Raw genomic sequence first — 13,315 nt, forward strand, 5'->3', positions numbered from 1 at the left:
TCAAAAAAACAGCATTAATCCCGTAGGGATAGTCTAATTATTTTTGGAAAAAGCCTTTATGAAATTGATTCATGTATCAAATTAAATGAAATAATTTACTTACTACTCCACTTGTGATATGGTTCACCGTACTGTATCTAAGAACATAGTTGGTTATGATCAGAAGGTAGTTATTACTGTTTGAAACTTTAATACTAATGAAGAATACCCATGAATCCTCTATATTTCAAGAATCATGGGCATTCTTATTAGTAACTAGTCCTCTATTAATCTTACAACTAACACACAGAGCTTATTTAACACAATAAAAACGTCTGAATTATGGGGATTCGGACGTTACAACGTTAAGTTTACACATATGAAATTATTGGGAACCCTTGTGTATTACTTTGTTTTCGTGACTACCAATTTCCAAATGTTAAACCTAGTCTTGTAATTCTTCTAGTGTATTACCGATACGAACTGATAGACTGCCAGACATTTTATCTTGACCCGAAGTAAAGCTCCAAGGTTTCTTAATCTATTTCGCTTTTGTTTTCTGCAATTTTTACTGATACTTTACCAGACATATTTTCAACTGATGTAACCGAAACTGTATACAGATCAGTTCCCCAAGCAGAACTACTTTTCTCATCAAAAACTTTGTTAGGTTTTACCATTCCACTCATAACCTCTTTATAAGTATAAGATAAATTTTTCCAGTTGTAAGTTATTATGATATTATTTTATTTTTCAAGTAATTATAGAGTTCATCGTATCTTATTAACAAAGCGTAAATTAACGCAAATGCTACAATTCCCATTGGTGAAATAGAAATTCCTGAATACATAGCTTCTAAAAAAGATACTGAAAAGTAGTAAAGCACGAAAGATACTACAGTTTCTAGAAGTCTTAATTTTATGCCACTTACAGCTAATTTTGTATTGATCACGGAAGTGATAAAACTGGACAAAAAAGATGGTATTATCAGTAGATACACGCTTACCGAAAAAGAAATCACAGAAAAAAAGGACTCTATTCTTATGTCAAATATTAGAGACATTAAACAGAAAAATACAGCATGGATTAAAGTGCCAACTGCGACACCAGCTACGACTATTCCAAGAATGTAAAAGAAAACAGAAGCATTTAACCAAGGATATCTCTTCATTTTCATCTCACCTTCCTTGTTATGATTCAATTAAATTATATGAACCAGAAAATGATATCAGTAATATCCTTTGCTACATCCTCTGGTACGTTAAATCTCTTTAATGCTTTTATCATAGCCTTCTTAGTGCCAGCTTCCACCATTTCGCAAGCATCTGCAATTTCTCTTGAGTACTTCCTTACTAAATCCGCCTTAGATTTGCTCCATAAGCCTATGGTCTTCTCAAGCACCCATCCACCAGCTCTTACGATTTTACCGAAACCTTTAATAGCTTTAAGAGTGGCGCTGACAACCTTTTGTTCTTCGATAATACCTTTGTGTGTTTCTAATGGGACGATCTTCTTGGTTTTTAAGTCTAAATAGACATCTGCTTCAATTATGACAAGTCTAAAGTTTATCGGGTCATAAACTGTCCTTCCAGCAGAATCAACATACCAGCCTGTTTTTTCATCAAACTGCATATTATGTTGACTTGGATCAAAATATTCTGTATCTTGCACTACATTTGTACTAGTAGATGATGCGGTAACAACGGAAGTAAAAGTTAAAGATAAGCATGGGCTGAACTTTTCGTTCTCCCCATTCTTGACTCTTCTTTTCTTTCAACAACTTTTTCTTTTCCAAATCCCACAAATTCATAAATAACACTTCACATTAGGTGTAATATCATACTGGCTTTGATACCTTCATGAATAGCTGAAAAACGGCTCATTTTATCCCAAAGGATTCCGCAGGTTTCCGTACAGTCTATTCTCATATCCGACAAACCTGTTTAATGTTTTGTAAGCTTTTGAAAGGCAACAATAGACTCATCTAGTTGTTGACTCATCTGTAATACTGTTGGACTTGAAAACGAACCTTCTTTACAATACAACTGCTCTAATTCTTGACGGAGGCGTTTAATAATCTTCTTAAATCGTTTGTTAATCTGAAACTTTCTACTTTCTTCACTTGTAAGTGAGTGGTAAATTAAACTTGAGAAACATTTTTTGTTCCTCAAGGTGGGGGCGTTCCGATGGTGTGCAAACTAATGGGAACGCTCCTTTTAGTTAACAAATCATATAATCCGAAGATGATACCCCGTCCCTTCCTCCTATGTAATATTTTACCAATCGTATTGTTTTTTTCTGCAAAATAAAAAAAATCGAAACGTTCAACAAAATTTTACAAATTATTACATAATCCGCACTTTGTTATAAATAAAAAGGACACCACTCTTTTAAAAAGTGTGGCGTCCACTGAAAAATTCCAGATGAAATGAAAAATTCCAGATGAAATGAAAAATGGTTTTCCTCAGACTGTATTATTTCTCTGATTAGTTCGATATTTCTTGCTTTAGATAGAGCTTCTAACAGCCTGTTTAATCGATACAAGCGTCTAATGCCTTTAACCTCTTCTAAACATACCTGCAACAAAGGAATGGCTTTTTCATAATCACCTCTTTGTGAAAGAATAATCGCTCGATAATAATTTATACATTCAATAATAAAACGATATTCCTTTTTTTCACATTCATCTAAATGTGAACGCAGACTAATATGGTCTTCAAGTTCTGCGTAAGAGTTACACATTGCCAATGCTACACTTTCTTTAAGATCATTATTTTCGTTTTATCCTCATTCATCCCCGTTTGACCTAATTTAATACACTTTTCATACTTTTTAATATTATGTGCGTGAAGTGCCATGCGATAATAAAAAGTTATCTGTTCTTCGAGGGATAAAAAGTCAACATAGTAGGCTATTTCTTCTCCGTCTCTCAAAAGATGATGGCATCTATTATCGTAACGTAAAATTCTTCATCTATGGCGGAGCTATTGAAGTGTTCAGCCTCGGATAGATATTTGAGGGTAGGGTGTGAATGTAAAATATTCCCCCTCCTTTAGTCAATGGGTTCAACTAAAGCAAAAAAAGCCATCCTTTCAGGACAGCTTATCTCATAACAATTCTAAATTGCTCTACTTTTTATTAATCACTTGCATCATTTGCTTTTGTTCCCATTGTTGAATTAATTGATAAATGGGTGATTTTTTTTGTTCTGCTTGTTTTTTAGCCATTTCTGCTTGTGTCATAATTTGATTAGGTTTATTTACATTAAGTTGATAATATTTTGTATAATATTTCATTAATTCATCCAAGGTAATTCCTAGTTGTTTAGCTTTCTCAGCAGTAGATATCTCAGACACAGCTACAGTTGCACCAAAGTTAGCTACATTTGAGTTAACTGCATTTGAGATACTTACATTTGATGGAGTACCTACATTTGTTTTGATTTGACCAGTTACACCTTGAGATGCAAAAGCAGAGCTTGCCATAGCGCATAGAGCAAAAACCATTGTAGCTGCCATTAGTTTCTTTTTCATTGAGAAACTCCTCCTAAATGTTTGGTGTTTTTGAAGGTATATAAAGTGAATTTCATATGTTCATGTCCTTCGTTGTTTATAATGTATCAGTTCATTCTGGAGTTTATCTGTAGTTAAAATGGAGTCTAGATGAACTTAATAGTTAGAAATAAAAACGAAGCAGAGGAGCTATTCAATGAGAAGAGGGATGAAGAAGACATTATGATGGTGTCTATTAGTCGAATCGTAAATTCTTCATCTAGGGTGGAGCTATGGAAGTGTTCAGCCCCATATTGGACATGCAGAATGGATGTAAACTATCCCCCTTCCAAGAACTATATCCAGTCATCATGAAACAGAAAAAGCCATCCATGTAGGATAGCTTACTTTATAAACAAATTCTCAACCGCTCTTTTTCTGTCTTCTTCTGTTGGCTTGCTATAGCGTAACACCATATCCGCTGACTTATGACCGCTCAATGATTTAATAACATCTATATCCTGATTGTCTCTTATCAATGCTGTAAAAATACGTTGTTGTCGATTACTTAGAAATAATGCATCGTTACTGTCAGATCGTTCCTCTACGTATCTATTTATTGCCCTTCTTACTTCTGCATTCAGCGGAATTGCTCTTTCTTTGTTGCCCTTCCCTGTTCTTACCGTTCGTTCTCCTTTACGTTCACTACTTTCAACGTCTGATTGATCAAGATTGACAAGTTCACTTACTCGTAATCCTGTGTACAGCAGAGTTACCACAATTGCAAAATCCCGCTTGTTTCCTGTCCTTTCTATTTCTCTCATTAACTTATTGTATTCGTTCCTATCCAATGCTTTAGGAGCTTGTAGTAAAGCACCCTTCCGCTAATTAAATCTCTATTTTTTATCTCTTATTTCTTCTAAAATTTCTATTACACGATCGTTTTGTTTTTCAATTGACTTTAATCTTTTTTCGATTATGCTTGAAGAAAAAAATACAATAAGTACAATAGCTATTCCAGCAAATAATCCCAATGCTTTTCTCCTCCCATAAAATGGTCTCTTTTTATTATCAGCTTACTACATTATCTTGTTCAACTAATCCTGCCACGTTAGTTCAATGATAGGGTAAACAACCGCTAAAGTAAAAGTTAATTCGCTTAGAATCGCCCTCACAGACACTATGAAACCCAAAAAGGTTTGAAATTTTTCTCGTAAGCACCAGACAGCCACATATTTCCAATTCGTGCCATAGGGTACGATGAACCACAGTAAAGCATTACTGTTCGACATGGTAGAGATTTCCCATATAGTATCCAAGTTAATTCAGGATTCTTGAATGCAGAAATTAAGGTCAGAGGATTCCATGATACTACACTCCCAACTAGTATTACGGTGCGAGTAAGAAGAATTAGTGATATGCATGATAGGGTTACGGTGAGGAATCCGCAATATGAAGCAGATGCTGGCTATGTATTTATTTCGTAGGACATATTGAGGTTTAGTAAGCAAAAGAAATAGACCTCCTTGAACTTAGCAGGCTGAGAGATCAATCTCACTTTTGATACTTAAGTCGCCTCTTTGAATGGACAATTTTTTGTATGACTTATTATAACAAAAATAGGTTTCGTAGCAGTTCAGGAAGAAAAACGTCCGAATTTTGGACGGTAAATTAATTTTACAAGTTTTCACTTTATATACTGACCGTGAATATAATAATTTTCAGTGGTGGTAAACCGTAATCTTATATGACCTGCATAGTTCCCTTTCACATTAATGAAATTATAATTAGAACCAAGCCCAAACAGCATCTTTTTTATCATTCATCCACTATAAACTATTCCTATAGATCAAGAATAGAATTAGTCCGATAATATTGAATGAAACACCACCAATAAATAATTTGTTAGATTTCACCTTTACTACTTCATAATAAGTAAACAGAAGAGAAATAAAGTAAACCATTATCAAAAAATTAAAAACTAATCCCCACTGTAACCAGTAGACACTGCGATACCAAGGGAAAAATCTACTACTATCAACAAAATAAATCCTAAATTTGCTATTATAGATAGAACAAAAAGAAGTATTACAATTTTTCATAACAACAGTTCCCCTTTTAGAAACCCTACCCCCTAGGAGGTAAGGTTTCTCACATATTAATTGGATATATTAAATGTCCAGTTTGGATAAATTCCCCACAGATATTTAAATCCTTGATTTTTCATGTAAGTAACGGTGCTAAAATCCCTACTATCAACGGTTCCAAATTACCTATAAATAACGGACAATAGCTATAAAAACTTTCACTGTGGAGTAGAGAAGCTATGGTCAAGATTGGGGAATTTTTTATGATTAGAGAGTTACACCAAAAAGGATGGACACAAAAAGCTGACAGGATTTGATCCTAAAACAATACGTAAATATTTATATCAAGATAAACTGCCCGAAAAAGCACCAGTTGAAAAGCAACCAAGTAAACTTGACCCTTTCAAATCCTATATTCTACAAAGATTAAATGAGGGAACAACAAACTGCTCAGTTTTACTTGATGAGATAACAACGATGGGTTATCAAGGCAAAGTAACAATTCTAAGAGACTTCGTAAGACTTTACAGGAAACAGCCGAAAAAACAAGCAACCGTAAGGTTTGAAACACCACCTGGAAAACAAGCTCAAATGGATTGGGGTTATGTTGGAAAGTATGAAGTGGAGGGAGTCCAACGAGATGTCTATGCCTTCGTCATAGTCCTTGGTTATTCTCGTTTGAAATACATCGAGTTTACTACCAATATGGATCTAGAAACGTTGATGAAGTGTCATATGAATGCATTTGCCTACTTCAATGGAGTTCCTGAACAAATTCTATATGACAACATGAAAACGGTTGTGTTGAAGCATACACCGCTAGAAATTCGTTTTAACCGAAAGTTTGAAGATTTTCTTGCTTACTACGGAATTGTGCCGAAAGCTTGTCGCCCTAAGCGTCCACAATCCAAAGGTAAAGTAGAAAATGTTGTAGGCTATTTGAAGAAGAATTTTATGCAAAGAAAACATGAACCTACTCTTCGAGCATTAAATGAAGATGTACGGGGATGGCTACATAAAGTGACAAATAAGAAAGTGAATCAAACTACTCAAGAATCACCTTTGAAACGCTTTGAAGTCGAGCAGCAACGATTAGTACATTGGGGAACAAAACCTCTATTTGCTATTAGTCACTGGGAAGTTCGGGAAGTAAGTAAGGACTGCTTTATTTCCTATCAGGGAAAGAAATACTCTGTTCCTTTCCGTTTTGCTGGACAGAAGGTGAAAATCAAAGAAACACTCGCCATCATATTGAAATCTATGATGAAAACGAGTGTATTGCCAAACATCCTATTCTTACTGGAAAAGCACATATCCATATGCAGCTTGATCATTATAAAGGGCTGAATGTGATCATAAAAGGTTTGCCGCCCAATCACATTCAACCCACCCCACTTGAAATAGAACAACGTTCTCTTCAGGTGTATGAACAATTAGAAGGGAGAGAACAAAAATGACCACTCGCCTACTTATTGATTGATTAAAAAGAGTTGGTTGGCAATATACTGCTGACCAACTAGATGGTCTCCTAGAAGATGCATCTAAATATAATGTAACATATTCAGAGTTTCTTGACACCCTTCTTCAACACGAACTAGAAGCAAGAGATTTTGTTTCTCTGCAAAGAAGATTACTTAAAGCAAAGCTTCCTTTTACAAAAACAATTCATGATTTTGATTTTTCTTTTCAGCCAAGTATCAACGAAAAACGAGTAAAAGAAGCCTTCACTTGCCGCTTCATCACGAGTGGAGAGAATATTTTGCTCTTGGGACCTCCGGGTGTAGGGAAGACACATCTTGCCGTAGCTCTCGCTACGGAAGCTATTGCAAAAGGATACTCAGCTCTTTTTATCCGTGCAGATGATTTTATGTCAGAATGCCGAAAGGCAGAGAAAAAAGGACAGCTTGACCGTGTTATCAATAGATGGGTTCGCAGAGACCTTTTGTTAATTGATGAAGTAGGTTATTTTCCTTTTAATGAACTCAGTGCGAATACCTTTTTTCAAGTCATTTCTAAGCGATATCAACATGGATCTCTTATTCTAACTTCTAATAAATCTTACATGGAATGGGGAAAACTTTTCGGAGATGACATTCTGGCAACAGCTATTCTTGATAGATTATTGCATGAATCAATGACATTTAATATAAAGGGAGACTCTTATAGACTTAGGGAAAAACAAAAAGCAGGAATCCATCCTTATACAATTTGTTTAAAAGACTTTCATTTGACATAGCACTATATTTATTATGAAGGGCTATGACTCAATGATACAAAATTTAACATCTTTGTTATAATGAGCAATAAAAAAGGAAGCGTTCCCGCTTCCAAACTTGCTAATGAGCGATCTCCAACATCGCTTCAAACTGTAATTAATAGGATATATTATATAAATAATTTTACATTCCCAGTAAGATCTACATTTCTTACTTGCTAGTGACACTTTTGCTTTCCCGAATGTTGTCCATAACTTCTCGACTCAGAACTGAAAGTTTTTAAAGCTAATGACCATTATTAATTGTTGGTTTAATGGCATTGAAACTAAAATTTTAACACCGTCACTTACTCCAATATGATTCATTATTTACAATGTTACATACTCTTTTTTGTTTTCTTTTAGCAACTCTAATTCTGTGTATATGGCTTCTATGAAAGAATGAGCTAACAATACAGGAAACGCATTTCCTATTTGCGTTGCAATTTTATCTTTTGAACCCTTATACTCAATTCCCTCAAGATTTCCGGTAAATTTATAACTCTTTGGAAAGGTTTGAATAAGAGCTGCTTCTCTTAAACTTATTGCTCTATCTTCAATAGGATGCCCAAAACGACCTTTAGAATATTTTGTACAACCACAAGTGATAGTTGGGGCATAGCTATTAAAATCCATTCTACCGTATACATCACCAAAACTAACGTTTTTCTTTTTATGACATTCTAGTACTAGTTCTTTATTCTGCCAATCACTACGACTACCACCGTTTTTAGGTGTTTCTTGTATTCTCAATAAATTCTTTGGAGACAAACGGCAAGCTGTATGCAACGGATCATGGATATCCGTTTCACCAGCTTTAATATTATTTAAATTAAAGTTTTTCAAGTAATCGCCCAGTTTAGGAGCAGGGTTCTTCTTTGGCCAAATATTAAGTTCAATTAATGCCACGGGTGTTGATTTTTGTGATTTTGTCAGAATAGCGAATGTTGCTGGGAAAATATCTATTCTTTTAGCCATTAAAATCAGTCGTTTACGTTTTTGTGGTACTCCATAGTCTAAAGCATCAACTTTTTCATACCTAATATGATATGAGGGCAAGTTAGGATTAATTGGATATCCATGTTGATTAATATTTGCAAGTTGATAAATAAAACTATGAAAAACACCAAAATTTAAGATATTATTAACATTTTCAAACAAAATGAATTTAGGGTGAAAAATATTAGAAACTCTAATAATCTCAAAGATTAGATTGTTTCTGTCATCATTATTCTCTGATGTCTTCTTTCTTGAATGTTTTGAGAAACCTTGACAGGGTGGTGTTCCAACTAATAAATCTAACTCTCCTTTTTTTATATTCACCAATTCATTCCATTTACCCTCAGAAAGGGTTCTAATATCACAAATTTGCAAGTGGGCAGCTCCATGATTTATTTCATATGATTTAGCAATAATAGGATCAAATTCAACAGCAGAAAGAATATCAAAGTGTACTTTTAGAGCCTCCGATACCCCGCCAACCCCACAAAATAAATCTATAGCGGTAAACGGTTTTTTCACTCTCTTAGCCTCCATGTTATGCAAATAAGGTTAATTGTAATATATCAGTTGAAATTTAATGAAACCCGTTATTTATTAACAACAATCTATAAATTCCTATTTTTTCACAATATATATTGTGGTAGCCAGAGAGATAAGAGTGAATATAAATATTATAATCACATATACAATAAGGCCTATTTGTTTTATAAAAAATATTTTAAAGAATAACTAGTATTTTTTTCAAATAACTAGCTTAGAGCTGTTAAAACCAGTCTTTCCTTTTTCTCTAACATATTAATAAGATTTTTTGAAATTTGCTCCTTCTCCTTACTATTAATTTGAATCCAACGAGTTAACAGCAAACTTGAAAGAGAGTTAACTGAATCAACCATGTTTTTAAAAATTGCATCACTTGCTATTTTCATTTTTTCTTTAAAATTATTAGCACTACTTATGTTATAAATGATTTCTTTATTAAATTGCAATAAATCATTTATAACATCATCGTTCCAAATAATTTCTTCTGGGGTTTGACAAGGTAAATAATAAATATTGGATGCATAGAATTTAATATATTTTTCTTGTGCCTGAAGTAACTGATCAATACGTACACCAGAGATATTATTACCGTCAATATCAAATTCTATATTTGAAATACCAGTAATTTTCTTTATATGGTCACCCAAGAAATCAGTATTATAGTTAATTTTAGGGAGTTGTTCAATATCTAAAATATTAATTTTTGGAGTTTGATCCCCATCAAATAATATGAAGGCATTTGACACTTCATCATTAGAGTAGTGTTTTACTAAACTTTTTTTTATAGTTTGTGCACCACCTGGATAAAAATTAATATTAAAAAGTGATGCTTTCTCATCTCCTAAAGTAGAAAGAACCGCAGTAACTATATTACGCGCAAGATCATCTTCAACAATAATGTTAACCTTATCTTTATCAGACGTAGTTTGTCCCAAAGTATAAAACGCCTCATTAGAGTAACAATCTTCAACAACTTTTACTTTGGTAGAGTCTAGTCCACTGGTAAACAGTTTTATTGCTTCTTTTGGTAGACCCTCAACGAAATTAGGAGAATGAGTGGATATAATAATTTGGTGCTTCTTTTTTAATAACAATTCCATTAAGAATATTTTTAGTCTTTTTTGTGCACCTGGATGCAGAGAAACTTCAGGTTCGTCTAACAGTATTAAACTATTTTCTTCTGCATTAAGTAATTTGTGGATAAGTTTTACTATTGCTATTTCACCACTCCCTGCATGTGCTTCAGAATATTTAAAAGAATGGTGTTCTAAAATAACCGAAGTACCCCAGGTGCTAAAAAATTTATGTTTAATAATTTTTCCAGAAGTATAATCTTTTCCGAGAATATACGAAATAATTTTTAATTCATTCTCATTTAACTCACTTACTAATTCATTTTGTTTCGCGCCTTTTAAACTATATATCTTATCCAATTCAATTGCAGATTTAAGCTTTTTTGATTGAATACGTATATAATCTTGTTTAGTCTTTGAGCTAATATATTTGTCTAGTGCACCAAAATAAAAATATTGATCAAATGCACTCAATTCTGATCTAAAATCCATATAAATAACCTTTTTTTGCAGAGGTCGGTCACGCTTATTAGGGTCTAGTCCATATTTTTTTAGAGGTCTACTTGGTTCCCAGTAGTCGGGATCTTCTCGATGAGTATCCGAACCTTTACGTGTGACTCTAGTCTTCAGGACGACTTTCTTATCTCTATCCTCTTGGTATTGGTAAAAATAACAATTCGGACTATTCCCTGTTTCAAGTATGGGATCAAGGTGTGTTGAAAACCAAAAATTACCTGTCGAATAACCTCGCGGACACCCATATAGAGCATGCAATGTTGAACTTTTTCCAGAGCCATTTTTTCCTACTAAAACAGTAAAAGGAAATGTAAAGTTAATTGTAGTAAATGATTGAAGGTTCTTGTAATATGGAAAGGTGATATATTCTATGTAGTTATTCTTAAATGCACCATTTTGATAGGCTTGTTTAATATTTCCTAAAAGAATAGCATAGTTATTTTCATCATATTTTAAAACCATAGTATACCCTCTTCTTTTTTTAGTAGAACTTACAAAATTCAATATATCAGATTTAGTTGAATAAAACGTATTAGATTTGAATGAATAAGTTATATTATTAAAATTCAATGATTGATGCGCTTAAGACTGCCATCTATTTATTCTTTTTTAATTATGATTCTCCATTTAGAATCCTTGCTTTCGATACACGCTTTGATGTACATCTACTAAATAGGACAGCTCGATAAAATAGGTAATCACTCTCACATTGAAACCGCTTAACTAAATGCTTGTTTTTTACTTCTCAAAAAACAAGCATACTTTATTCAGTTTAAAACAGAGAATGAATTATATCAAGCAATGACCACCTCCATTTGTTTTTAGAATAACGAAGGTTAAACCAGTGCCCTCCTATAGAATACAGGAGTACACTGGTAGCTTTAGTTTTTTATAGATTTTTTTATTAACAGGGATAAGTCTAACAACAGATTTTATTGGTGCCCTTTTAGTCCATTTAAAGTTCATCATTTGTCCTTAAAATATCTGCAAGTAGCCAAACATAAAATCTCTTTCTCTTTCACCTACCATGGTATTCTAAACGGAGCTACTGCCTAAGCAACATCCATCCCTCAAAAAATACCAACTTTAACCCCACCCCTTCTACATCCCCTTATAATAAGGCCCCATCTGCTTCTTCGAAAAGCTATAACGCGACTGCTTATCTTTCAACCACATATTCCCCTTAATGATAAGAACATACACAGCGATGATAAAATAGATCGTTCCAATAACCCAATCAGTTGTAGTCGCTAATTTGTGAGTAATGATGTGATAGATATACCATCCACCCACTGGAATATGAAGAGACACAACGGCAAACAAGCCGGGGTTATACAGTGTTTTTGCTTTTATATTGGCAAATATTCCGTGCCAGATTAATTGAAAGAAGCCCATCAGGATAGGAGCAAGACCGAGCCAGATTATATCTGGGAAAATAACGGGAAGCAGATAAAACACATAGGCGATCACAATATTTATGATCATAGCCGATTGAGGATTTAATGGGTACCTTTGCGGATACTCACTTTTAAAAATAAGCACATTAAACAATCCCCCGAAGTAGCCTGGCCAACGATATTCTTCAAATTGATGGAATAGAATGGCCACAAAACTAAGCCATAAAATGGCACGTATTTCTGAGATAGCCTGCCAATCCATATACAAATATATTCCTACTACTAAAGCTACTACTACGCCTACATCCTGCCAATATTTTCGTATAAAGTCCATGTCCACTTCTCCCCTATCCTCTTATTTGCAAGGAAAATAGTGATCAAACAGGAAGTTCACTTGCTCTTCTAATGGGGCAACTTTTACTCCTGCCCCTGATTCGAGTATTGGCTTCATTAATGCTGGCAAAAAGATTGCACCAAATATTTGCGTAATCATCATCATTAATTTGTTAGGATCGCTCTCATGCGTGATTTCTTGTACCGTAACCTGCACTTTGTGAAATCCCATCGTTTGGAGAAATTCCCCATATTCTTGTTGAGATGCGAATGGTGCAGTACCCATGGCGATAATTCTTGATACTAGCTCTGGGTATTGCAAAATCACTTGTACATAATGAATTAAGAACGATTGTAATCTTTCCCTTGGTGATAAGGTGAGATTGTCTAAAATGGTAAAGGTATCCTGAAAGCTGTGTAGTAAAACTTTAATGGTTTCACTTATCAGTTTTTCTTTGGACCCAAAATAGTAATTAATAAGCGCGATATTCGTCTCGGACTTGGACGCAATTTTCCTTATTGTGACGCTTTCAAACCCTTCTTTTTTAATCAAATCCAAAGTAGTTTCGAGAATTTTTTCTTTAGTTGCCTGATTCTTTTCAGAATGGGTCATAGTCTTCCTCCTTACCCAGGAACAAGCTTT

At 34.0% G+C, this 13,315-nt stretch carries 10 protein-coding genes and 4 pseudogenes; 4 read left to right on the top strand and 10 right to left on the bottom strand.

From position 1 onward, the window contains the following. The first annotated feature begins 899 nt into the window (after positions 1–899). The gene (locus tag EEL30_25775) at positions 900–1,112 is read left to right on the top strand and encodes a hypothetical protein (protein QDX95390.1); all 213 of its coding nucleotides are present in this window, start codon (positions 900–902) and stop codon (positions 1,110–1,112) included. A 73-nt stretch (positions 1,113–1,185) separates the two neighbouring features. Here EEL30_25775 and EEL30_25780 read toward each other — a convergent pair whose 3' ends face one another. The 5 genes and pseudogenes from EEL30_25780 to EEL30_25800 all read right to left on the bottom strand — a co-directional run bounded on the left by EEL30_25780 (position 1,186) and on the right by EEL30_25800 (position 4,294). Then, positions 1,186–1,611, bottom strand: a complete 426-nt coding sequence (locus tag EEL30_25780; protein QDX95391.1) for a hypothetical protein — start codon at positions 1,609–1,611, stop codon at positions 1,186–1,188. 311 nt (positions 1,612–1,922) lie between these two features. Beyond that, positions 1,923–2,078, bottom strand: a complete 156-nt coding sequence (locus EEL30_25785) for an aspartyl-phosphate phosphatase Spo0E family protein (GenBank protein ID QDX95892.1) — start codon at positions 2,076–2,078, stop codon at positions 1,923–1,925. Between the two features lie 343 nt (positions 2,079–2,421). Further along, positions 2,422–2,909, bottom strand: a pseudogene (locus EEL30_25790) (transcriptional regulator). Between the two features lie 198 nt (positions 2,910–3,107). Beyond that, complete coding sequence (locus EEL30_25795) at positions 3,108–3,512, bottom strand: hypothetical protein (protein ID QDX95392.1); 405 nt, start codon at positions 3,510–3,512, stop codon at positions 3,108–3,110. Between the two features lie 362 nt (positions 3,513–3,874). Continuing rightward, on the bottom strand, positions 3,875–4,294 hold the full coding sequence (locus EEL30_25800; GenBank protein ID QDX95393.1) for a hypothetical protein: 420 nt from the start codon (positions 4,292–4,294) through the stop codon (positions 3,875–3,877). Positions 4,295–4,747: 453 nt separating this feature from the next. Between EEL30_25800 and EEL30_25805 the strand changes: the two genes are divergently transcribed. Further along, entirely contained in the window at positions 4,748–4,957 is a 210-nt protein-coding gene (locus EEL30_25805) for a hypothetical protein (GenBank protein QDX95394.1), read from the top strand. 342 nt (positions 4,958–5,299) lie between these two features. Here EEL30_25805 and EEL30_25810 read toward each other — a convergent pair. After that, positions 5,300–5,572 (bottom strand): annotated as a pseudogene (locus tag EEL30_25810) (hypothetical protein). A 224-nt stretch (positions 5,573–5,796) separates the two neighbouring features. Here EEL30_25810 and EEL30_25815 point away from each other — a divergent pair. Together EEL30_25815 and EEL30_25820 are read left to right on the top strand one after the other, a co-directional pair. Further along, positions 5,797–7,014: pseudogene (locus EEL30_25815) on the top strand (IS21 family transposase). Beyond that, positions 7,011–7,793, top strand: a pseudogene (locus EEL30_25820) (AAA family ATPase). Before EEL30_25815 ends, EEL30_25820 begins: the two co-directional pseudogenes overlap by 4 nt. A gap of 348 nt (positions 7,794–8,141) precedes the next feature. Here EEL30_25820 and EEL30_25825 read toward each other — a convergent pair. The 4 genes from EEL30_25825 to EEL30_25840 all read right to left on the bottom strand — a co-directional run bounded on the left by EEL30_25825 (position 8,142) and on the right by EEL30_25840 (position 13,285). Beyond that, positions 8,142–9,347 (bottom strand): DNA cytosine methyltransferase, encoded by a 1,206-nt coding sequence (locus EEL30_25825; protein ID QDX95395.1) that lies wholly within the window; start codon positions 9,345–9,347, stop codon positions 8,142–8,144. 215 nt (positions 9,348–9,562) lie between these two features. Continuing rightward, the gene (locus tag EEL30_25830) at positions 9,563–11,404 is read right to left on the bottom strand and encodes a hypothetical protein (protein QDX95396.1); all 1,842 of its coding nucleotides are present in this window, start codon (positions 11,402–11,404) and stop codon (positions 9,563–9,565) included. 639 nt (positions 11,405–12,043) lie between these two features. Beyond that, a complete protein-coding gene (locus EEL30_25835) occupies positions 12,044–12,673 on the bottom strand; it encodes an HXXEE domain-containing protein (protein QDX95397.1) in 630 nt (209 codons plus the stop codon). A 21-nt stretch (positions 12,674–12,694) separates the two neighbouring features. Further along, the gene (locus EEL30_25840) at positions 12,695–13,285 is read right to left on the bottom strand and encodes a TetR/AcrR family transcriptional regulator (protein QDX95398.1); all 591 of its coding nucleotides are present in this window, start codon (positions 13,283–13,285) and stop codon (positions 12,695–12,697) included. Between the last annotated feature and the right edge of the window lie 30 nt (positions 13,286–13,315).

It is taken from the genome of Brevibacillus laterosporus (genome assembly GCA_007833815.1).
GTDB lineage: Bacteria > Bacillota > Bacilli > Brevibacillales > Brevibacillaceae > Brevibacillus_B > Brevibacillus_B laterosporus_D.

Excerpts from the sequence above, each read along its gene's own strand:
- EEL30_25800 (QDX95393.1), bottom strand. The coding sequence starts at position 4,294 with ATGAGAGAAATAGAAAGGACAGGAAACAAGCGGGATTTTGCAATTGTG.
- EEL30_25795 (QDX95392.1), bottom strand. The coding sequence starts at position 3,512 with ATGAAAAAGAAACTAATGGCAGCTACAATGGTTTTTGCTCTATGCGCT.
- EEL30_25780 (QDX95391.1), bottom strand. The coding sequence starts at position 1,611 with ATGCAGTTTGATGAAAAAACAGGCTGGTATGTTGATTCTGCTGGAAGG.
- EEL30_25775 (QDX95390.1), top strand. The coding sequence starts at position 900 with ATGCCACTTACAGCTAATTTTGTATTGATCACGGAAGTGATAAAACTG.
- EEL30_25830 (QDX95396.1), bottom strand. The coding sequence starts at position 11,404 with ATGGTTTTAAAATATGATGAAAATAACTATGCTATTCTTTTAGGAAAT.
- EEL30_25840 (QDX95398.1), bottom strand. The coding sequence starts at position 13,285 with ATGACCCATTCTGAAAAGAATCAGGCAACTAAAGAAAAAATTCTCGAA.
- EEL30_25835 (QDX95397.1), bottom strand. The coding sequence starts at position 12,673 with ATGGACTTTATACGAAAATATTGGCAGGATGTAGGCGTAGTAGTAGCT.
- EEL30_25825 (QDX95395.1), bottom strand. The coding sequence starts at position 9,347 with ATGGAGGCTAAGAGAGTGAAAAAACCGTTTACCGCTATAGATTTATTT.